This is a genomic window from Streptomyces sp. NPDC034084 (assembly GCF_055575535.1).
In genome coordinates, this window is record NZ_JBVISK010000006.1 from 493129 (window position 1) to 514984 (window position 21856).

Annotated in this window: 14 protein-coding genes; 10 read left to right on the top strand and 4 right to left on the bottom strand. The window is 73.3% G+C overall.

Going from position 1 to position 21856, the window contains the following annotated elements; translation table 11 throughout:
- Window positions 1-44: 44 nt before the first annotated feature.
- The 3 genes from ACZ51I_RS24130 to ACZ51I_RS24140 all read right to left on the bottom strand — a co-directional run bounded on the left by ACZ51I_RS24130 (window position 45) and on the right by ACZ51I_RS24140 (window position 2206).
- Window positions 45-536, bottom strand: a complete 492-nt coding sequence (locus ACZ51I_RS24130; protein WP_468879315.1) for a hypothetical protein — start codon at window positions 534-536, stop codon at window positions 45-47.
- Between the two features lie 59 nt (window positions 537-595).
- The gene (locus tag ACZ51I_RS24135) at window positions 596-862 is read right to left on the bottom strand and encodes a hypothetical protein (RefSeq protein ID WP_468879318.1); all 267 of its coding nucleotides are present in this window, start codon (window positions 860-862) and stop codon (window positions 596-598) included.
- Window positions 863-964: 102 nt separating this feature from the next.
- Window positions 965-2206: a nucleotide sugar dehydrogenase gene (locus ACZ51I_RS24140; protein WP_468879321.1), complete on the bottom strand. Its 1242-nt coding sequence runs from the start codon at window positions 2204-2206 to the stop codon at window positions 965-967.
- A 303-nt stretch (window positions 2207-2509) separates the two neighbouring features.
- Here ACZ51I_RS24140 and ACZ51I_RS24145 point away from each other — a divergent pair, with 303 nt between their 5' ends.
- The 6 genes from ACZ51I_RS24145 (at window position 2510) to ACZ51I_RS24170 (ending at window position 15728) form a co-directional block, all read left to right on the top strand.
- Window positions 2510-4216 (top strand): glycerol-3-phosphate dehydrogenase/oxidase, encoded by a 1707-nt coding sequence (locus ACZ51I_RS24145; protein WP_468879324.1) that lies wholly within the window; start codon window positions 2510-2512, stop codon window positions 4214-4216.
- Window positions 4217-4577: 361 nt separating this feature from the next.
- Window positions 4578-6992 (top strand): serine/threonine-protein kinase, encoded by a 2415-nt coding sequence (locus tag ACZ51I_RS24150; RefSeq protein ID WP_468879327.1) that lies wholly within the window; start codon window positions 4578-4580, stop codon window positions 6990-6992.
- A gap of 157 nt (window positions 6993-7149) precedes the next feature.
- The gene (locus tag ACZ51I_RS24155; RefSeq protein ID WP_468879330.1) at window positions 7150-10188 is read left to right on the top strand and encodes a protein kinase; all 3039 of its coding nucleotides are present in this window, start codon (window positions 7150-7152) and stop codon (window positions 10186-10188) included.
- Between the two features lie 112 nt (window positions 10189-10300).
- Window positions 10301-12040, top strand: coding sequence for a serine/threonine-protein kinase (locus tag ACZ51I_RS24160; RefSeq protein WP_468879333.1), 1740 nt, complete (start codon window positions 10301-10303; stop codon window positions 12038-12040).
- Between the two features lie 153 nt (window positions 12041-12193).
- Window positions 12194-13867 (top strand): succinic semialdehyde dehydrogenase, encoded by a 1674-nt coding sequence (locus tag ACZ51I_RS24165; protein ID WP_468879336.1) that lies wholly within the window; start codon window positions 12194-12196, stop codon window positions 13865-13867.
- Between the two features lie 40 nt (window positions 13868-13907).
- Window positions 13908-15728, top strand: coding sequence for a GMC family oxidoreductase N-terminal domain-containing protein (locus ACZ51I_RS24170; protein WP_468879338.1), 1821 nt, complete (start codon window positions 13908-13910; stop codon window positions 15726-15728).
- A gap of 780 nt (window positions 15729-16508) precedes the next feature.
- On the opposite strand, the gene ACZ51I_RS24175 is transcribed toward ACZ51I_RS24170, so the two are convergent.
- A complete protein-coding gene (locus ACZ51I_RS24175; protein ID WP_468879340.1) occupies window positions 16509-16802 on the bottom strand; it encodes a chorismate mutase in 294 nt (97 codons plus the stop codon).
- Window positions 16803-17125: 323 nt separating this feature from the next.
- Between ACZ51I_RS24175 and guaA the strand changes: the two genes are divergently transcribed.
- From guaA to ACZ51I_RS24195, 4 genes are all read left to right on the top strand, one after another.
- Entirely contained in the window at window positions 17126-18727 is a 1602-nt protein-coding gene (gene guaA, locus ACZ51I_RS24180) for a glutamine-hydrolyzing GMP synthase (RefSeq protein ID WP_468879342.1), read from the top strand.
- Between the two features lie 111 nt (window positions 18728-18838).
- Window positions 18839-19627: a class II aldolase/adducin family protein gene (locus tag ACZ51I_RS24185; RefSeq protein ID WP_468879345.1), complete on the top strand. Its 789-nt coding sequence runs from the start codon at window positions 18839-18841 to the stop codon at window positions 19625-19627.
- Between the two features lie 206 nt (window positions 19628-19833).
- Window positions 19834-21066, top strand: a complete 1233-nt coding sequence (locus tag ACZ51I_RS24190) for a hypothetical protein (RefSeq protein WP_468879347.1) — start codon at window positions 19834-19836, stop codon at window positions 21064-21066.
- A gap of 90 nt (window positions 21067-21156) precedes the next feature.
- The gene (locus tag ACZ51I_RS24195) at window positions 21157-21807 is read left to right on the top strand and encodes a DoxX family protein (protein ID WP_468879349.1); all 651 of its coding nucleotides are present in this window, start codon (window positions 21157-21159) and stop codon (window positions 21805-21807) included.
- The last annotated feature ends 49 nt before the right edge of the window (window positions 21808-21856 follow it).

Sequence of the window (21856 nt, forward strand, 5' to 3'; positions counted from 1 at the left end):
CCCCACACCGGGTGGTGCGGGGCCCCTCTCCGTACGCCCGTGGGTTACCGGGTGGCCTTCTTGGCGCCCGAGAACGCGGCGAAGGCGGCGAGGGCGAAGAACAGGAAGGTCACCGGGTCGAGCTCTTCCTTCCAGGCGGCCTGGAGGACGTCGAAGTGCTCGAAGAAGAGCTCGGTGGCGGAGACGTTCAGCTCCTTGCCGCCCAGGATCGCGAGGGTGATCAGCTGGCCGAGGTAGACCGAGCCGAGCGAGAGCACGGCGCCCGCCACGGGCAGTACCGGGTTGCCGCCACCGGTCTTGCCGGCCGCGAAGCCGACGAGGAAGCCGACGCCCACGGCGGCCCAGCCGATCTCGCGCTCGATGCCCCCGGCGATGCCGCCGTAGGCGACCGCGGCGACGATCGCCGCGACCAGGGCGGCCACCAGGCCGAGGGCCAGGTTGTCGCGGGCGGGGGCCGGCGGCGGGGCCATCGGGTACGGCTGGGGCGCGGCGCCGTCGGCGAACGGGTTGCCGGGCGGCGGAACGGGCTGGCTCATGGTGTGGATCCCCCCAGGGAAACGGTGAAGTGTGGAGAACGGCCGGACGTGAACGCGCGTCAGCCGGCGATGGCCGCGATCAGCGGCGCGAGGATGATTCCGAACCCGACCAGGGACACCAGCCCGCCGGCCACGCGAAAGCCGGTGGCCGTGGCGGTCCGGTCGGGCGGTCCCAGGTCCCCCCTGGCGTGTGCACGCAGTTCCAGGTTGCTCAGGTGCCATCGCTCCAGCCGGACGGCCCAGTTCTTGACGTTCAGTGCGAGGCAGAGGCCGGTGGTCGCCGTCGTCAGGAAGAACACGAGCAGCAGGAGGATGAAGAGAAACACGTACGGCCCCCGGGACGGTGCGCGCGCGGGACGGTGCGCGCGGTGGTCCCGGAGGCTAGCAGTCGCCCATGACAGCGGCATAGGCATTTCGGCGGTCCTCCCTCACAGCCGGTGCGCGGTGCCCGTCGGGGTGGCGCCCCGGGTGTCCAGGAGGAGCTGGGCCTTGACCGCGAGGCCCTGGAGGTCGTACGTGCGGTGGTGCTGGAGAAGGACCGTCAGGTCGGCCTGGGCCGCGGCCTCGTAGAGGGAGTCCGCGCGGGGGACGGGGAGGTCGCGGACGCGCCAGTCGGGGACGTGGGGGTCGTGGTAGCTGACGGCCGCGCCCAGGTCCATCAGGCGGCGGGCGATCTCGTCGGCGGGGGAGCCCTGCCGGTCGGGGAGGTCGGGCTTGTACGTGATGCCGAGGAGCAGGATCCGGGCGGCGCGGGCCGACTTGCCGTGCTCGTTGAGGAGGGTGGCGGCGCGCTGGACGACGTACTGCGGCATGCGCTCGTTGACCTGGCCGGCGAGTTCGACGAGGCGGAGCGGGCGGTGGGGGCCGATCGTGTCGACGGGGAGGCCGTGGCCGCCGACGCCGGGGCCGGGGCGGAAGGCCTGGAAGCCGTAGGGCTTGGTCTCGGCGCAGCGGATGACGTCCCACAGGTCGACGCCGAGTTCGTGGCAGAGGACCGCCATCTCGTTGACGAGGGCGATGTTGACGTGTCGGAAGTTGGTCTCCAGGAGTTTGACCGTCTCCGCCTCGCGGGGGCCACGCGCGCGTACCACCTTGTCGGTGAGCCGGCCGTAGAAGGCGGCCGCGGACTCGGTGCAGGCCGGGGTGAGGCCGCCGATGACCTTGGGGGTGCCGGCATAGCCGTGGGTGCGGCTGCCGGGGTCGAGGCGGCTCGGCGAGTACGCGAGGTGGAAGTCGCGTCCGGCGCGGAGGCCCGAGCCCGTTTCGAGGAGGTCGCGGAGGGGGCCCTCGGTGGTGCCCGGGGGAACGGGTGATTCGAGCAGGACGGTGGTGTGGGGGCGGAGCCGGGCGGCGAGCGCGCGGGCGGCGTCGGTGACGGCGGTGAGGTCGAGGGTGCGGTCGGGGCCGAGGGAGGTCGGGGCGCAGAGGACGGCGGTGCGGACCCGGCCGAGCTCGGCGGGGTCGGTGGTGGGCCGGAAGCTTCCCGAGAGCATCCGGCGGATCTCGGGGGCGGTGAGGGAGCCGTCGACGGGGGAGCGGCCGGCGGCGAGTTCGGCGACGGGGCGTGGGTCGGTGTCGTAGCCGATGGTGTCGATGCCGGCGGCGGTGGCGGCTTGGGCCAGGGGCAGTCCGTGGTGACCGAGGCCGATGACGGCGAGATCAGCGGGCATGGGGGTGGGCCGTCCTTCCCAGTAGCCGGAGGGGACGCGAGGCGCAAGCCCGGTGGACAGAACGGGTCGAGCGCAATGTCAGACTAGGCGTAAATATGACCGATATGCGGCATTGGGAAGCCGAAGGGCGCCGAGTGTTATCCACAGGTCGGTGGCGAGGCGGTGGCTGAAGTCGCCGGGCCGGGACAGAATCGATCTGTGAGCCGGACCACACGGGGCCCGGTTCGCGGCTCGTGTGCGTGCGCCGTATGCGTACGGCGCGTGTCTGTGCGGGACAGACGGGGGACGACGGGAGGCAGCAGCGTGAGGACAGCGACACTGGGACCCGCCGAGCGCGCGGAGGCGCTCGCGGCCATGGCCGAGCGAGAGCTGGACGTGCTGGTCGTCGGCGCCGGGGTGGTCGGCGCCGGAACCGCCCTCGACGCCGCCACGAGAGGGCTCTCCACCGGCATCGTGGAGGCCCGCGACTGGGCCTCGGGCACCTCCAGCCGGTCCAGCAAGCTCATCCACGGCGGCCTGCGCTATCTGGAGATGCTGGACTTCGCTCTCGTCCGGGAGGCGCTCAAGGAGCGCGGACTCCTCCTGGAACGGCTCGCACCCCACCTGGTGAAACCGGTCCCCTTCCTGTACCCCCTCCAGCACAAGGGCTGGGAGCGGTTCTACGCCGGTTCGGGAGTCGCGCTGTACGACGCGATGTCCCTCTCCTCCGGGCACGGCCGGGGACTCCCCGTCCACCGGCACCTCTCCCGGCAGGGCGCCCTGCGGGTCGCCCCCTGCCTCAAGAAGGACGCCCTGGTCGGCGCCCTGCAGTACTACGACGCCCAGATGGACGACGCCCGCTTCGTCACCACCCTCGTCCGCACCGCCGCCTCCTACGGCGCCCGGGCCGCCAGCCGGGCCCGCGTCACCGGCTTCCTGCGCGAGGGCGAGCGGGTCGTCGGCGCCCGCGTCCGGGACGTCGAGGCCGGCGCGGAGTACGAGATCCGGGCCAAGCAGATCGTCAACGCCACCGGGGTGTGGACGGACGACACGCAGGCCCTCATCGGGGAGCGCGGCCAGTTCCACGTCCGCGCCTCCAAGGGCATCCACCTCGTCGTCCCCAAGGACCGCATCCACTCGACCACCGGACTCATCCTGCGCACCGAGAAGTCCGTGCTCTTCGTCATCCCCTGGGGACGCCACTGGATCGTCGGCACCACCGACACCGACTGGGACCTCGACAAGGCGCACCCCGCCGCCTCCAGTGCCGACATCGACTACCTCCTCGAGCATGTGAACACCGTGCTCGCCACCCCGCTCACCCGGGACGACGTCCAGGGCGTCTACGCCGGCCTGCGCCCCCTCCTGGCCGGTGAGTCGGACGCCACCAGCAAGCTCTCCCGGGAGCACACGGTCGCCCACCCGGTCCCGGGCCTCGTGGTCGTCGCCGGCGGCAAGTACACGACGTACCGCGTCATGGCGAAGGACGCCGTCGACGAGGCGGTGCACGGCCTCGGCCAGCGCGTCGCCCCCTGCGTCACCGAGGACACCCCGCTCATCGGCGCCGAGGGCTACCGCGCCCTGTGGAACGCGCGGGCCGGGATCGCCGCCAGGACCGGGCTGCACGTCGTCAGAGTCGAGCATCTCCTCAACCGCTACGGCTCCCTGACGGAGGAGATCCTCGACCTCGTCGCGGCGGACCCCGACCTCGGCCGGCCGCTCACGGCGGCCGACGACTACCTGCGCGCCGAGATCGTCTACGCGGCCTCGCACGAGGGTGCGCGCCACCTCGACGACGTCCTCACCCGGCGGACCAGGATCTCCATCGAGACCTTCGACCGGGGCACACTCAGCGCCCGGGAGTGCGCGGAACTGATGGCACCGGTCCTCGACTGGGACGAGCGCCAGATCGAGAAGGAGGTGGAGCATTACGAGAAGCGGGTGGAGGCGGAGCGCGAGTCGCAGCGACAGCCGGACGACCTGACGGCGGACGCGGCCAGGCTGGGGGCGCCGGACATCGTGCCCCTCTGACAGGACGTCGGGGCGCGACCCGGAAGGAGGCCATGACGAAGCCCAGGACGAGGGGCGTGCTGCCCATCGAGCTGTTCGCGGTCCTCGCCGGGGGGCCTCTGGCGGGACGCACGGGCGGGCGCCCGGGAGTTCCGGCGCGGGGGCTCGGCGGGGACTCCACCAGGACCTCCGTGGGGGACTCCCGGTGGCGGGCGTCGTGTGGGAACCTCGGGGCCGTGCGGAGGCGTCGTATCCCGGAGTGCGGACCCGGGGGCGTCACCCGCCCCGAGGTGAGGGACAATGGCCTCTCTTCCAGGGCGGGTTACCGCATCGCGCGGGAAGCGGCAGACGCGGCGCAGATCAGGGATCGCAGAGGGGACGCATGTCGGAGGCGGAGCAGTCGCGGGACACGGCGAAGGACCCCAGGCGGGACGCCGCCGCGGGGGCCGCGACCGACGGCGACCGAGGAGCGGTTCCGGCCGCGCGTGAACCGGAGCGAGACGCGGAGGACGCGCAGGCCGGCCGGGGTGCACAGGACCCGGAGGGCGGGCGCGAGCCGGAGCGGAGCGTCGAGGACGCGAAGCCCGGGGAGGCCGCGAAGTCGGCGGAGTCCGGGAGGTCCGCGGGGCCGGTGAAGGCTGCGCGCCCCGCGAAGTCCGGGGAGGCCGTTTCCGATGTGAAGGGGTCTCAGGACGCGCCGTCCGACAGGGCGGCGGATTCCGGCGCGCGCGGGAACGCGGCCGGGAACGGGCCCGGGGCCGGTGGTGACGACGCCCTCGCGGGCGGGCGGTTGCGCGGGACCGAGCCGTCGACCGGACGGGCCGGTTTCGGCGCGGGCGACGGCGACGGCGAGAGCGACCGCGGGACCGGCACCGGTACCGTGCGGGGCGCCGACAAGCTCCGCAAGACGCCGGTCGGTGAAGGCCGGCTGCTCGCGGGCCGTTACCGGCTCGGCGCGGTCCTCGGGCGCGGCGGCATGGGCACCGTGTGGCGCGCCGTCGACGAGACCCTCGGCCGGACCGTCGCCGTCAAGGAACTCCGCTTCCCCACGAGCATCGACGAGGACGAGAAGCGACGCCTCATCACCCGGACCCTGCGCGAGGCGAAGGCCATCGCCCGGATCCGTAACAACGGCGCCGTGACGGTGTACGACGTCGTCGACGAGGACGACCGCCCGTGGATCGTCATGGAACTCATCGAGGGCAAGTCCCTCGCCGACGCCATCCGTGAGGACGGCACCCTCACGCCCCGGCGCGCCGCCGAGGTCGGCCTCGCCATCCTCGACGTGCTGCGTTCGGCGCACCGCGAGGGCATCCTGCACCGTGACGTGAAGCCGTCCAACGTGCTGATCGCGGAGGACGGCCGGGTCGTCCTCACCGACTTCGGCATCGCCCAGGTGGAGGGCGACCCCTCGATCACCTCCACCGGCATGCTCGTCGGCGCCCCCTCGTACATCTCCCCGGAGCGCGCCCGTGGCCACAAGCCCGGCCCGGCCGCCGACATGTGGTCGCTGGGCGGCCTCATCTACGCGGCGGTCGAAGGCAGCCCGCCGTACGACAAGGGCTCGGCGATCGCCACCCTCACGGCCGTGATGACCGAGCCGGTCGACCCCCCGAAGAACGCCGGCCCCGAGCTGGAGCAGGTCATCTACGGCCTGCTCGCCAAGGACCCGGCGCAGCGGCTCGACGACGCCCGCGCCCGGGTCCTGCTGCGGGCCGTGCTCGACGCGCCCGAGACGCCGCCCGTGGCCTCGCCCGAGGTCACCGCCGTCGTACCGCTGCCGCCGCGCCCCGAGCGGGCGCCGGCGACCCCGGCGGCCGGCAAGGGACCCGACGCCGCCGCCGAGCGGATGCTGGGCGCGCTGAAGTCCGTACGGAACGCCGCGGCCTCCGCGAAGGCCGAGCCGAAGCAGGCGCCGAGGCTCGCGACCGAGCCGCTGCGGGGCGGCGGCAGGCCCGCCCCCGCCCGCGCGCCGCTGACGGACGTCGTGCCGCGGCGCACCCTCGTGATCATCGCCGCCGTCGCCGTCCTCGCCATACTCGGGACGATCCTCGCGGTCTCCCTCGGCGGGGGCGACGAGGGCGACCAGGGCAAGGGAGGCGGCGGCAGCACGGCCTCCGCCGGCGCCTCGGCCGGAGGGGCTGACGGGTCGGGCGGCGCGAGCGGTTCCGGCGGCACCCAGGGGCAGTCCTCCGGCGGCCCCGGCCAGCAGGGCGGCACGCAGCCCGGCGGCGACGGCAGCACGGGATCGACGGGTACCGACGGCACGACGGGGTCCACGGGCGGGCAGGACGGCACCACGCCCTCCGGGAAGCCCGGCGGGGGCACGGGCGCGCGGCTGCCCGCCGGCTACACCGTCGTCACCAGCGACCGGTTCCACTTCTCTATGGCGATGCCCTCGTCCTTCAAGCTCCGCTCGATCCCGGGGTACGCCCTCGGCGGGATATTCAGCGAGAGCGGCGGCTTCCCGCGCGTCCAGGTCGACTACAACGACAGCCCGAAGGACAACGCGGCGAGCGCCTGGGAGCTCGCCCGGTACGGCGTGGCCGCCACCAGCCAGGACTACAAGCACCTCGGCATACGGCCGGTCTCCTACAAGGGCTATCCGACCGTCGCCGACTGGGAGTTCGAGCGCACGCAGAAGGGCGTCCGCGTCCATGTGCTCAACCGCGGCTTCAAGGTGGACGCCTCGCACGGCTACTCCATCATGATCAGCTGCGCGGCGGCCCAGTGGGACGGCGCTGAGTGCAGGACGCTGCGGGAGACGGCGTTCGCCACGTTCAGCCCCAAGGACTGACCTTGCCACGTATCGTGAGGTTCGCGGACCGAACGCAGCCGAACAGAGCCGTCAACTGCGCGGTGCCGGACCGGAACTGACGGCCCCGCGTGATCCCGCCCGATCCCGAGGGATCTCGCGGGCCGCGGGGGACAGCGTGCGCGCGTGGGGAGGCGTCGTGGACGACTACGCGGGAAGGGTGCTCGCCGACCGCTACCGCCTGCCGCTGCCGCCGGCGGACGCCGACGCGTACGAGCCGGTGGAGACGCGCGCCTTCGACACGTACAGCGGGCAGGAGGTCCTGGTCCGCCAGGTGCCGCTGCCGGAGTTCGTCGACGCCGAGGTGCTCGACGGCCGGGACGATCCCGGCAGTCCCCACGGCGGTGCGGGCCCGGCCACCCGCCGGCCGGCCGAGCCCGTCGTGCGCCGGGCGATCGAGGCGGCCCAGGCCGCCGCGCAGATCCCCGACCATCCCCTGCTCGACCAGGTCTTCGACGTCTTCGCGGAGGCCGGCTCGCTGTGGATAGTGAGCGAGCGCGTCGCGGCGAGACCACTGGCCGCGCTCCTCACCGAGCGGCCCCTCAACCCGTACCGCGCGGCCGAGATAGGTGCCGACGTCCTCACCGCCCTGCGCGCGCTCCACGCCCACGGCTGGGTCCACCGGAACATCACCTCCCGCACCGTGCTCGTCTGTGACGACGGCCGCGTGGTCCTCAGCGGCCTCGCGGTGGGCGCCGCCGAGGAGGCCCTCTGCGGCTACGCACCGGTTCCGGAGCCGGGCGACGAGTTCGAACCGCAGCCGTTGCCGCCGTCGTCTTCGCTGGCCGGCCGGCCGGCGGCGCACGAGCCGGAGGCGCCTGAGGAGTACAGCTCTGAGGCGTACGGCTCCGAGGAGTACGGCTCCGAGGCGTACGGCTCCGAGGCGTACGGCTCCGAGGAGTACGAGGCCGAGGGATACGGCTCCGAGGGATACGGCTCCGAGGGGTACGCGCGCGAGGCGCATGACCCTGAGGTGTACGAGCCCGCGCCGCCCTACGCTCCCGAACAAGCCGAGGAGTACGGCTCCGACCGCTACGGCGCCGAGGCGTACGAGGCCGAAGGGGACGAGGAGTACGAGGAGGCCGAGGGGCGGCTCCTGTACGGGGCGGACGAGGACGGCGAGCCGCACCCGCCCGCGCCCGACCGCCAGGACCCCACCGCCCCCGACCCCTACGGCGCCGACCCCTACGCCCCCGACCCCTACGGGCGGGCCACGCCCCCCGCCGAGACGCAGCCCGTGGTCGCGCCGCCCACGGCCGACGTGCGGGCCGCGCGGGCCGGGGCCATCGCCGCGTACCGCGCCGGTGCGCGAGCCGCCGCCCGGCTCGGCGAGACCGGGGCGCTCCCCGTGCAGCGCCCGGCGCCGCCGGAGTCCCCCGAGCCGCCCCCGACGCCGACGGCGCAGGCGCCCGGCGCGCCCGAGCCGCAGTGGTGGGCGCGGGTGGCGGACGACGAGGACGACGAAGACGACGGCGACGAGCCGTACGGCGGCGGCCCGCAGACCGGCCCGCCGCCGCGCGTGATGCTGGCCGGCAGTTGGAGCGACGGCCCGCACGCCGCGCGGGACGGCTCCGGGCCGATCCCGGCCGGTGGCGGCCCCGTACTGCCCGGTTCGGGCCGCCCGGCCCTGCCCGCCGGGTACACGGCGGCGACCCCGGACCCCGCGCGCCTCCCGGCCCCGGCCGCCCGACGGGACGACACGCCGCTCGCGATCCCGGCACAGGCGCACCGGGGTCCGACCACGCGGCTCGCCGCCGAGCGGGCCCGCCAGACCCGGATCGCCCTCGTCGGCGCCGTCACCGAGCGCTGGGCGCCCGAGCAGGCGGGCCCCGTGCACGAGAACTGGCGCCTCGCCCCGCCCATCGGCCCCGCGACCGACCTGTGGGCGCTCGGCGCGCTCCTCTACCGGGCCGTCCAGGGCCACGCCCCGTACCCCGAGGACAGCGCGGCCGAGCTGGTCCAGCTGGTCTGCGCCGAGCCCCCGGCCTTCGCCGAGGAGTGCGGGCCCCTGCGTCCGGTCGTGGAGTCCCTGCTGCGTCAGGACCCGACCGAGCGGCCCGACTTCGAGGAGCTGCGCGGCTGGCTGCGGTCCCTCGTCCGCTCGGCGCCGGAGCCGGAGGCCGGGCTCGGAGTCGTACCGCTGCCGTCCTTCGACCAGGCCCGGCTGCCGATCGTGCGCCGGCGCGGCGAGCTCGTGCGCCGGTGGCGCGGGGGAGCGGGGGCGGGCCGCCACCGCCACAAGCGCGGCAAGGACCCGCGCCCCGCGACCCGGCACCAGGACCCGCCGGCGCATGAGCACGACCGCGAGTACGGCCACGAGTACGGCCACGCGCCCGTACAGCCGGATGACCGCGAGGAGTTCCGGGACGGCTTCCGCGAGGAGTACGACGGCGAGATCCCGCAGCGCGCGTCGCGCCCCCCGCGCGCCCCCCGGTCCACCGCGCGCCGGTCGGCCTCCTTGGCGCCGGGATCCCCGGGCGCCCTGGGCCGTACGCTCCTGGTCCTCGTCCTCCTCCTGCTCGCCGGGGCCGTCGCGTACGCCGTCCTCTTCATGCCGGGCGACGGCGAGCAGTCCCGTACGCCGACCACGCCCACGACCGGCCCGTCCGTGCCTACGGAGGCGCCTGCCGAGCCGCCGACGAAACCGAGCACGACACACAGCGCGAATCCGAGCACCCGTCAGACCACCACCCCGCCCCCGGCCGACCCTTCGGCCCCCGCTCTCGCCGCCGGGTACGAGCTGCGCCGGGACCCGGAGGGCTTCCGGATCGGGGTCCCGAAGGGCTGGCGGCGCAGCCCGATCAACGACGCCGGCCAAGTGCGCTACACCAGTGGTGACTTCACTCTGATCGTCGTCCCCGGCCGGGACAGCGTCCGGGACAACGGCGCGGACCCGCTGGAGTACCAGAGCGCCAAGGAGCGCGAGCTGGAGCCGTTCCGCTCGACCAGCTGGTCGCAGGTGGAGAAGACCCGCCGGGTCGACATCGGCCGGACACCGACGGCCGAGGGGTCCTACACCTGGCCGGACAGCACGGGCCGCGTCGTGTTCGTGCGCAACCTCGCCCTGATCGACGGCGGCCGGTACCACGTCGTCCAGGTCATCGGCCCGGAGAGCGAGCGCGACAAGGTGTCCGAGATCTACGAGCAGGCCACGAAGGCGTTCCGCCCGGGACGCTGACACGTCTGTCCCACCGGCCCCCGGTCACAGTGCTGTTCCTATGACCGCCCCGAGGTTCCGCCGCCCCCGCCCTCCTCCGTAACCTGGCATCAGAAGGAACGGGCGGGGGCAAGTGGAACATTCTCAGAGCACAGGGGCGGGGCTGCTGCTCGCCGGTCGCTACCGGCTGGGCGAGTCCATCGGGCGCGGCGGCATGGGCAAGGTGTGGCGCGCGCACGACGAGGTCCTGCACCGCGTGGTGGCGGTGAAGGAACTGACGGCGGGCCGGTTCGTGGCCGAGGCCGACCGGCTCGTGCTGCACGCCCGTACGCAGAAGGAGGCGCGGGCCGCCGCGCGGATCACGCACCCGGGCGTGGTGACCGTCCACGACGTCCTGGAGCACGACAACCGGCCGTGGATCGTGATGCAGTACGTCGACGGGCCCTCGCTCGCCGACGCCGCCAAGGAGGCCGGCACGATCGAGCCCCGCGAGGCGGCCAGGATCGGGCTGCACGTCGTCGGCGCGCTGCGCGCCGCGCACGCGGCCGGGGTGCTGCACCGGGACGTCAAGCCGGGCAACGTGCTGCTCGCGCGGGACGGGCGCGTCCTCATCACCGACTTCGGGATCGCGGCGATCGAGGGGGACTCGACGATCACGCGGACCGGCGAGATCGTCGGCTCCATCGACTATCTGGCGCCCGAGCGGGTGCAGGGCGGCGACCCGGGCCCCGCCTCCGACCTCTGGTCGCTCGGCGCCACGCTGTACACGGCGGTGGAGGGCACCTCGCCGTTCCGCCGCACCTCCCCGATCAGCACCATGCAGGCCGTGGTGACCGAGGAGCCGCCGCACCCCGGGAAGGCGGGTCCGCTGGCCCCCGTCATCGTGGCCCTGCTGCGCAAGGACCCGGCGCAGCGGCCGCGCGCGGACGAGGCCGAGCGGATGCTGCTCGACGCGATGGAGGGGCGTGCGCCGACGGCGGCCCAGGCGTACGTGCCGACCCAGCGCGTGGCCAGGGAGGACCTGGACACGGCGGCGGGCGCGCACGGCCCGGGCGGCGACGCGCGTACGGCGGACGGTACGGGCACGACCGGCGGTACGGCCACCGGTACGGAGAGCCTCGCCGGCAGGCCGCCGAAGGCCACCGCGCAGTGGCCCCACCCGGCCCAGCCCGCCCAGCAGCCCCACCCGTCACACGCACCCCACCAGCCCCCCGGTCCGCACGGGCCCGCCACTCTCGCCCCCGCCTCCCCGCACGCCTCCGGCCGAGGCCGCTGGCGTTCCGCCGTCCTCACGGCGCTGCTCGCCGGGGTGGTCGCCGGCGGTGCCGTCTTCGCCGCCATGAACTACGCGGGCGGCGACCGCGACGGCGGACGGACGACGGCGACCTCCCCCGCCGTCCAGAAGGACGCCGGCGACGGCGTCCCGGCCGGCTGGCACCGCGTCGACGACCCGAAGGGCTTCAGCCTCCTCGTACCCGACGGCTGGAAGCGGCAGACGGAGGGCGACCAGGTCGACTACACCCCGGACAACGGCCGTCACCGCATCCGGATCAGCATCGACGAGAGCCCCGACTTCGAGAACCCGTACATGCACGCCCTCGACCTGGAGCGCCTCCTGGAGAGGCGCATGAACTACCAGCGGGTCAAGCTCAACCAGACCACCTATCGCGACCAGGTCCGCTCCTGTATCTGGGAGTTCAGCTGGACCGAGAAGAAGGACTTCCCCGGCCCGCGGCACGCGATCGACCAGATGTACTACGAGGACGACGGCACCGAGTACGCCCTCTACATGTCCTCGCCGGAGTCGAGCTGGGAGACCACCCGGCAGCAGTTCGACATCGTCGTCCAGCACTGGCGTGCGCCGGGGGACTGAGGGGGCGGAAGAATCTCCGCGCCCGGCCTCCGGCGGCCGTAAGGCCCTGATCAGGACTTATGTGCCAGTGATCGCTGGCGCGATGTGTGTGGACGGTGAAAACGCGTTACCGACGGGTACCCAAAGGTCGGAACGCGGCCTACGCTCGCCCTCATGACGGACTCGCAGGCCCCCGCCGCCCTCACGGTTCCCGCCGACGCCGACACCGCTGCCGAGGCGTCCCGCCCGGCCGTGCCCGTCGGCGCCACCAACCCGGTCGCGCCCGCGCCCGCCGGCGCGAGGACCGCCGCCGACGTCGTGACGCCCGACCTGGTCGCCCGGCTCACGCGCGGAGTCGTCGGCTCCGGCCGTACGGCCAACCACACCCCCTTCACCGGGGAGAAGCTGGCCGACCTGCCCGAATCCACCCCCGAGGACGTCGCCGAGGCCTTCACGCGCGCGCGTGCCGCCCAGGCCGCCTGGGCCGCCACCCCGGTCCGGGCCCGCGCCGCCGTCCTCCTGCGCTTCCACGACCTCGTCCTCCAGCGGCAGGCCGAGGTCCTCGACCTCATCCAGCTGGAGACGGGCAAGGCCCGCCTGCACGCCCACGAGGAGGTGCAGGCGGTGGCCGTCGCCGCCCGCCACTACGGCCGCAAGGCCTCCTCGTACCTGCGCGCCAGGCGCCACACCGGTGTCGTGCCGACCCTGACCAAGGTCACCGAGCTGCGCCAGCCGCGCGGGGTCGTCGGTCAGATCGCCCCCTGGAACTACCCCCTGGAGCTCTCCGTCGGCGACGCGCTCCCCGCGTTCGTCTCGGGCAACGCCGTCGTCATGAAGCCCGACACGGAGACCGCGCTCACCGCGCTCTGGGCCCGAGACCTGCTCATCGAGGCCGGACTCCCCGCCGAGGTCTTCCAGGTCGTACTCGGCGACGGCCCGGTCGTCGGCCCCGAGGTCGTCAAGCACGCCGACTACGTCTCCTTCACCGGCTCCACCCGCACCGGCCGCGAGGTCGCCCAGGGCGCCGCCGCCCGGCTCGTCGGCGTCTCCCTCGAACTCGGCGGCAAGAACGCCATGCTCGTCCTGAAGGACGCCGACATCGAGAAGGCCGCCGCCGGAGCCGTCCGCGCCTGCTTCTCCTCCGCGGGACAGCTGTGCATCTCCATCGAGCGGCTGTACGTGCACGAGTCCGTCGCCGACGCCTTCCTCGACCGCTTCGCCGCCCGCACCAGGGCCATGCGCCTCGGCAACTCCCTCGCGTACGGGGCGGACATGGGTTCCCTCGTCGGCGAGCGGCAGCTGGAGACCGTCACGAAGCACGTGGAGGAGGCCGTCGCCAAGGGCGCCACGCTCGTCACCGGCGGCGTCGCCCGCCCCGACATCGGCCCCCTCTTCTACGAGCCGACCATCCTCGACGGCGTCGAGGCCCCGATGGCCGTCTGCGGCGAGGAGACCTTCGGCCCCGTCGTCTCGATCTACCGCTTCCGCGACGAGGACGAGGCCGTCGAGCTCGCCAACGCCACCCCGTACGGCCTCAACTCCTCCGTCTGGACGAAGGACTCCCGCCGGGGCCACGCCGTCGCGGCCCGGCTGCGCACCGGCACCGTCAACATCAACGAGGGGTACGCCCCGGCCTACGGCAGCGTGCAGTCCCCGATGGGCGGCATGAAGGACTCCGGGCTCGGCCGCCGCCACGGCTCCGAGGGCATCCTCAAGTACACCGAGGCGCAGACCGTCGCCCAGCAGCGGCTGATCCCCCTCGCGCCCTCCTTCGGGATGGACGACGAGAAGTACGCCGCGTTCATGAGCGTGTCCCTGAAGGCGATGAAGGCCCTGCGCCTGCGCTGACGCCCGCTTCCTTTTCACACCGTCTCGTACGAGGAGAGCCATGACCGCGGTACCCCCTGCCCAGAATCAGGACGAGGACAGCTCGTACGACTACGACGTCCTCGTCGTCGGCTCAGGCTTCGGCGGTTCCGTCACCGCCCTCCGCCTCACCGAGAAGGGCTACCGGGTCGGCGTCCTGGAGGCCGGCCGCCGCTTCACCCGCGCGACCCTGCCGAAGAACTCCTGGGACGTGAAGAACTTCCTGTGGGCCCCCGCCCTCGGCCTCTACGGCCTCCAGCGCATCCACCTGCTCGGCAACGTCATGGTCCTGGCGGGCGCCGGCGTGGGCGGCGGCTCCCTCAACTACGCCAACACCCTCTACGTACCGCCCAAGCCCTTCTTCGACGACCCGCAGTGGAAGGACATCACGGACTGGCAGGACGAGCTGCGGCCGTACTACGACCAGGCACAGCGCATGCTCGGGGTCCGCCTCAACCCGACGATGACCCCCTCCGACGTGCACCTCAGGTCCGCCGCGCAGGCCATGGGCATCGGCGACACCTTCCACATGGCCCCGGTCGGCGTCTTCTTCGGGGACGGCCGTGACGCCGTCGGCGGGGACGGGGTCGGCAGCGCGAAGGCGGAGCCCGGCGGCGAGGTCCCCGACCCGTACTTCGGCGGCGCGGGCCCGGCCCGGCGCGCCTGCACCGAGTGCGGCGAGTGCATGACCGGCTGCCGCCACGGCGCCAAGAACACCCTCAACGAGAACTACCTCTACCTCGCCGAGAAGGCGGGCGCCACCGTCCACCCCATGACCACGGTCGTCACCGTCACCGAGGACTCCCGGGGCGGCTTCGCGGTGAAGACCCTGCCCACCGACAACCGGAAGAAGGGCAAGGGGCGCACCTTCGCCGCCCGCCGGGTGGTGATCGCGGCCGGCACGTACGGCACGCAGACCCTGCTGCACCGCATGAAGGACAGTGGACTGCTGCCCCGGATCTCCGACCGGCTCGGCGAGCTCACCCGCACCAACTCCGAGGGCCTGGTCGGCGCCCAGACCACCGACCGCCGCTACCGCAGGAAGCACGGCAAGGAGAAGGCCGACTTCACCAAGGGCGTCGCCATCACCTCCTCGGTCCACCCCGACGCCAACACCCACATCGAGCCCGTGCGGTACGGCAAGGGCTCCAACTCGATGGGCAGCCTGACCGTCCTCCAGGTGCCCTACAGCGCCCACCGGGTCCGCGCCTGGTTCCTCAACCTGCTCAGACACCCCGCGCTCGCCGTCCGCTCGCTCTCCAACCGGCACTGGTCCGAGCGGACCATCATCGGCCTGGTCATGCAGTCCCTCGACAACTCCCTGACGACCTACCTCAAGCCCGGCGGCCTCGGAAAGGGCCTGCTCACGGCCCGCCAGGGGCACGGCGCGCCGAACCCGGTCCAGATCCCGGAGGCCACCCAGGCCGCCACCCTCCTCGCCGAGGAGATCAACGGCTTCGCCGGCTCCAACGTCGGCGAGCTGATGGGCACCCCGCTGACCGCGCACTTCCTGGGCGGCTGCCCGATCGGCGCCGACGGCTCGACCGGCGTCATCGACCCGTACCACCGGCTCTACGGCCACCCGGGGATCTCCGTCGTCGACGGCGCGGCCGTCTCCGCCAACCTCGGGGTCAACCCGTCCCTGACGATCACGGCCCAGGCGGAGCGCGCCATGTCGTTCTGGCCGAACAAGGGCGAGGAGGACCCGCGCCCGCGGCAGGGGGAGGCGTACGTACGGCTCTCGGCGATCGAGCCGAAGTCCCCCGCCGTCCCGTCCGAGGCCTTCGGCGCCCTGAGGCTGCCGTTCCTGGGGATGCCGGCGGTCCCGCCGAGGAAGGACTGACGATCACGGCATGGAAGAGGCGCTGCACCCCCCTCCGAGTGCAGCGCCCCTCCAGCTTTGGTGTTGCTGCATAGATGACCCTCGGACCCGTCGATTGGTTGTAGCGGTTGCACAGGATCTTTGTGTGACGCGCGTCACGTTCGATCGGCGGGCGTGAGGAGCCGGGCCTGCCGGGCGGCGGGCGGCGGGCGGCGGGCGTTGGGCGTTGGGCGAGAAGGGCATGGAGAAGGGCCCCGCGCTCGCGATTCCGGTCGCGGCACGGGGCCCTCGGGTCGGCACCGGTGTCAGGGCAGCGGCGGTGCCGAGCGGAGCGGCGCCGGGGGGTTGCGCCGCGAGGGGAGGAGATCAGGGATCAAGAATCCGGGATCAGGGTCGGGATCTGGGATCAAGGATTTGGACCAAGGAGATCTCGGATCAGGGATCTGGGATCAGGGATCTGGGACCAGGGATCACAACGGGAAGATCGGGAGATCCGGCCGGTTTGCGGCCGGCCCCGGGCGTCCCCGGGACCGACCGCCTTTCTCGGTGACCGGGCTGCTGTCCCCTGCTGTCCGGTCACGCGCGCTGGTGCGAGGTCCCACGACGCACCGGAGAGGTACGCCACACGCCCCAGCGAAGCCACGCGTGGTTTTTCTTTCGGGCCCGCCCCTGGCTGGCACGGACACCCGGACCAACGAAGCCCGGCCGGAGCCGGTCACGCGCCGTACGGGTGAGAGCGGCCCCGAACTCGGGTGCGGGAACCCACCCGGGCGCGTCGCCCGGCCACGGCCGCCGAGTCCCTCAGACACGGCCCCGGCACAGCTCCAGCATCGTCATCGCGAGCGCCGTGCCCGGCTTGCCCAGGGCGTCCCGGTAGTGGCCGAGGACCTCCATCTCGCGGGTCAGGTTCACCCGGCGGCCGCCGGAGGAGATCCGGGCCTCCTGGATGACGGCCGACACGGCCATCCGTTCCTGGATCAGGCCGATGATCCGGTCGTCCAGGGCGTCGATGCGCTCCCGGGCGTCGCCGATCAGCGACGCGGCCTCGTCGGTGCGGGCGCCGGTCTTCTCGGTGATCGCGGTGTTCGTCGTCATGGTGGGGCTCCTCTGGGTGTCGGACGCCCTGGGGCGACACGGCCCGGAGAAAAGCAGAACGCCCCGGGCCTTGTCGGCCCGGGGCGCCTGGGAAGTCGCTTGTCAGTAGCTCAAGCAGCACGACCATGGCAGCCGGTGGGCCGGTTGCCATAGGTAAAGACGAAGATCGCGTGCGTGCTCATGGCGGCAGTATGCACCCCTTCGTGACCTCCGGGACAACCCGGGTTCGGATGGTGAGACGAAAAGCGACACCGGCGCGCCGGTAGAATCGACAAATAGCCCCCCTTCGGGGGAACCTCTCCTACCGCCGGAAGGCCGCCGTAGTGTCATCAGCGACTCCCGCTGCCGCGCCCGACGTCTCCAACCCGGACGTAGTCCTCGTTGTCGACTTCGGCGCCCAGTACGCCCAGCTCATCGCCCGTCGCGTCCGTGAGGCGCGGGTCTACAGCGAGATCGTCCCGTCCACCATGCCGGTGGCCGAGATGCTGGCCAAGAACCCGAAGGCGATCATCCTCTCCGGCGGCCCGTCCTCCGTGTACGCGGAGGGCGCCCCGCGCCTCGACCGCGCGCTGTTCGAGGCGGGCGTCCCCGTCTTCGGCATGTGCTACGGCTTCCAGCTGATGGCGACGACCCTCGGTGGCACCGTCGACAACACCGGCGCCCGCGAGTACGGCCGGACCCCGCTGCACGTCTCCAAGGCCGGCTCCACCCTCTTCGAGGGCACCCCGGTCGAGCAGTCCGTGTGGATGTCGCACGGCGACGCCTGCTCCGCCGCCCCCGAGGGCTTCACCGTCACCGCGTCCACGGACGTCGTGCCGGTCGCCGCCTTCGAGAACGACGAGAAGAAGCTGTACGGCGTCCAGTACCACCCCGAGGTGCTGCACTCCACGCACGGCCAGCAGGTCCTCGAGCACTTCCTCTACCGCGGCGCCGGCCTCGAGCCCAGCTGGACCACGGGCAACGTCATCGAGGAGCAGGTCGCGGCCATCCGCGCCCAGGTCGGCACCAAGCGCGCCATCTGCGGTCTCTCCGGCGGCGTCGACTCCGCCGTGGCCGCCGCGCTCGTGCAGAAGGCCATCGGCTCCCAGCTCACCTGCGTGTACGTCGACCACGGCCTGATGCGCCAGGGCGAGACCGAGCAGGTCGAGAAGGACTTCGTCGCCTCCACCGGCGTGAACCTCAAGGTCGTCGACGCCCAGGAGCGGTTCCTCACCGCCCTCGCCGGGGTCTCCGACCCGGAGACCAAGCGGAAGATCATCGGCCGCGAGTTCATCCGCGTCTTCGAGCAGGCGCAGGCCGAGATCATCGCCGAGTCGGCGGGCACCGGCGAAGAGGTCGCCTTCCTCGTCCAGGGCACGCTCTACCCGGACATCGTCGAGTCCGGCGGCGGCACCGGCACGGCCAACATCAAGTCCCACCACAACGTGGGCGGCCTCCCCGAGGACCTGGAGTTCGAGCTCGTCGAGCCGCTGCGCCAGCTCTTCAAGGACGAGGTCCGCATGGTCGGCCAGGAGCTCGGCCTGCCCGAGGAGATCGTCCACCGCCAGCCGTTCCCCGGCCCCGGCCTCGGCATCCGCATCGTCGGCGAGGTCACCAAGGAGCGCCTGGACCTGCTGCGCGAGGCCGACGCCATCGCCCGCGAGGAGCTCACCGCGGCCGGTCTCGACCGTGAGATCTGGCAGTGCCCGGTCGTCCTGCTCGCCGACGTCCGCTCCGTGGGCGTCCAGGGCGACGGCCGCACCTACGGCCACCCGATCGTGCTGCGTCCCGTCTCCTCCGAGGACGCCATGACGGCCGACTGGTCGCGCCTGCCCTACGAGGTGCTCGCCAAGATCTCGACCCGCATCACCAACGAGGTCGCCGACGTGAACCGTGTCGTCCTCGACGTCACGAGCAAGCCGCCGGGCACCATCGAGTGGGAGTGATCGCTTCCGCACGCCGTTGAAGCCGCCGCCCCTGACGTCAGGGGCGGCGGCTTCGTCGTGTTCACGCCCGGGCTCTGGTGCCTTGACCGGCCGGGCGTTACCTTCCGGCGCATGAGCGTGATACCGGACCCCGTCCCCGTCGAACGGCTCCACTTCGCCCTGCCGCCCGTCCACGCGACGGCCGAGGAGGAACGCGCCCACCGCAAGCAGCGGCTCGCCGGCGCGCTCCGGCTCTTCGGACGGCTCGGGTACGAGGAGGGCGTCTCGGGCCACATCACCGCCCGCGACCCGGAACACCTGGACTGCTTCTGGGTGAACCCCTTCGGGGCGCCGTTCGAGGAACTCACCGCCAGCGACCTCGTCCTGGTCAACGGCGACGGCCAGGTCCTCCTGGGCGGCCACCACGTCAACCAGGCCGCCTTCACCGTCCACGCCCAGGTCCACCGGGCCCGGCCCGACGCCGTCGCCGTCGTCCACACCCACTCCGTCCACGGACGGGCCCTCGCCGCGCTCGGCGAACTCCTCGAACCGATCACCCAGGAGGCCTGCGCCTTCTACCAGGACCACGCCCTCTACGACGCCTACACCGGCGTCACCGTGGACGCCGAGGAAGGCCGCCGGATCGCCGTCGCCCTCGGCACCTTCAAGGCGATCGTCCTCCGCAACCACGGGCTGCTCACCGTCGGCACCTCCGTCGACGCCGCCGCCTGGTGGTTCATCGCCCTGGAACGCTGCGCCCAGGTGCAGCTGGCCGCGCGGGCCGCCGGCAAGCCGGTGCTCATCGACCACCGCGAGGCCGTCGCCACCCGCGAACAGCTCGGCAGCGACCTCGTCGCGTGGATCAACTACCAGCCCCTCTGGCGCAGGATCAGTCGAACGGACCCCGAACTCCTGTCGTAACACCATCGCTTCACCCTTCTGTACGTCAATGAGATGGCGCGGCAATCACTCTCCGGCGGGGCGCACGCGGCAGGCGCGCGAGCCGCCGGTACGGCACAATTCCGTGGAACCAACGGCTGGTTGGCCCTCCGGGGCGCGCCCGGACGCATACACGCGGATCGAAGCGGATCGAAGCGGGCCGTGAAGAGAGCTCGGGAGTGAGCACCGTGGCGGTTCAAGAGGCGAGACAGTACGGCGAGCACGCGGCGGCCTGTGCCGGCTGCGCCCACTGCGGCCAGACCGGGCACCGGCGCGCCGTCGCCGCCTTCCTGGCCCGGCGCGACGAGCTCGCCGCCGGGCACGGCGTACCGGCGGCCGTCGCCCACTCGCCGGTCGCCGCCCGCCAGTGGGTCTCCGACGAGCTCGCCCAGTCCGCCCGGGCGGTGGCCGTGCGCGGCCGGGAGGCCGGACACGCCTGGTTCGACCGCGTGCGGCGCGGGGGCCTCGGCGTCGTGTGGGGCGCCGTTCTCGCCCTCCTCCTCGGCGAGGCCCTCACCGCCGTCGACAACGGCTGGACCGGCGCCCGCACGGCGGGCCTCTGCACCGCCCTGGTCCTCGCCGTCCCACTCAGCGCCGCCGCCCACGCCCACCGGGCCCGCGGCGGTCTCCTCGCCCCGCTGATCGGCGAGGACAACCGGCTCTCCACCACCCGCGCCGTCGCGGCCGGCTGGCTTCTGCTCCTCGGTTTCACCCTCCTCTTCCTGGCCTTCCGGTCGCCGGGCGCGACCGCCTTCGGTCTCGCCCGGGGCGCCGGCCTGCTGACCGTCCTCGCCGTCGTCGCCGCCGTCGCCGTCACCGCCCGTCTCGTCGTGGTCCTGGGGATCGCGGCCGGCCGTCTCCAGAAGGTGCGCGCGGACCGACCGCGCGCCGCCGACCTGGTCTGCGACGACAGCGGCCGGGCAGCCCTCGCCGATGTCCAGTACCTCCTCGTCTCCACCGCCGTCCTCGCCCTGGCTGCCGTCGGTCTGGGCCTCGACCCCGACCGGCTCCCCGAGGTGCCCTGGTCCCTCGTGCTGCTCGTCGGCGTCTCGGCGGCCTGGTACCTCGCCGCGAAGTGCACCGAGGGCGTCCGGCCCACGATCCACTCCGTGGTCCGGTCCCGGGAGGCGGGCGACCTCGACGCCCCGATCCGTACGGGTGACGACATCGAGATCCGCGGCTGCGGCTTCGTCCCGCCCGGCGCCGGCGCCCCCGAGCCGCTGACCCGTCTGGTCGTCCGCATCGGTACCGTCCACGCCCACGTCCCGCTGGTCCCGGTCCCGGGCGGCTTCGCCAACCCCACCGACGCGGCCCTGACCGTCCCCCTCCCGGCGGACGTGGAACCTGGCCGGGTGGAGGTCTCGGTCGTCACGGTGGCGGGCGTGGAGACCAACCGGGTCACGATCGACGTCGTGGACTGAGCATCCGGCCTCCCTTCCGTGTTCCCCGCGCCGGATGCGAGGAGAATCGTTCCGCGAACAGTCGTACGGGGCGTGGAGAGGTGACCGACGATGACGGGCCAGACGGAGCGACCGAACGACCCGAACGACGACTGGACCGGGGCCGACGGCCTGGGTGGCAAGGGCTCGGGCGGCAGTCGTGGCTCGGACGGGCCCTACGTCCCGGCCGGCAACGGCGACCCGGACGGGCCCGGCGGTGCGGGCGGCGGGCGTTTCACCGAGCGGACGGCCACCTTCGATCAGTGGAGGGCGACCGCCTCCCGCTACGCACTCCTTCCGTTGCGGATCTTCCTCGGGGTCACCTTCCTCTACGCCGGACTCGACAAGCTCACCGACTCGGGCTTCTTCGCCGACACCGGCAGCGGCTCCATCGGCGAGATGATGCGCGGCGTGCGCGACAGCTCCGCGCTCCCCGCCCTCGTCGACCTCGCCCTCAAGAACCCGCCCGGCTTCGGATACGCCATCGCCTTCGGTGAACTCGCCGTCGGGCTCGGGACCCTCTTCGGTCTCTTCGCCCGGCCGGCGGCGCTCGGCGGCGCACTGATCTCGCTGAGTCTCTGGCTGACCGTGAGCTGGCAGGTGCAGCCGTACTACCTCGGCAACGACCTGGCCTATCTGATGGCCTGGCTCCCGCTGCTGCTGGCCGGGGCCCCGGTGCTCTCGCTGGACCGGCTCCTCGCCGAACGGCGCCGTATTCGATAGGCGACCCAGGTCGCGAGGGCGGCCGTGCCCAGGCCGCCGCAGAGCACGG

Coding starts and splice junctions, on each gene's coding strand:
- ACZ51I_RS24130 (WP_468879315.1), bottom strand. CDS start 536: ATGAGCCAGCCCGTTCCGCCGCCCGGCAACCCGTTCGCCGACGGCGCC.
- ACZ51I_RS24140 (WP_468879321.1), bottom strand. CDS start 2,206: ATGCCCGCTGATCTCGCCGTCATCGGCCTCGGTCACCACGGACTGCCC.
- ACZ51I_RS24150 (WP_468879327.1), top strand. CDS start 4,578: ATGTCGGAGGCGGAGCAGTCGCGGGACACGGCGAAGGACCCCAGGCGG.
- ACZ51I_RS24165 (WP_468879336.1), top strand. CDS start 12,194: ATGACGGACTCGCAGGCCCCCGCCGCCCTCACGGTTCCCGCCGACGCC.
- ACZ51I_RS24170 (WP_468879338.1), top strand. CDS start 13,908: ATGACCGCGGTACCCCCTGCCCAGAATCAGGACGAGGACAGCTCGTAC.
- ACZ51I_RS24175 (WP_468879340.1), bottom strand. CDS start 16,802: ATGACGACGAACACCGCGATCACCGAGAAGACCGGCGCCCGCACCGAC.
- ACZ51I_RS24185 (WP_468879345.1), top strand. CDS start 18,839: ATGAGCGTGATACCGGACCCCGTCCCCGTCGAACGGCTCCACTTCGCC.
- ACZ51I_RS24195 (WP_468879349.1), top strand. CDS start 21,157: ATGACGGGCCAGACGGAGCGACCGAACGACCCGAACGACGACTGGACC.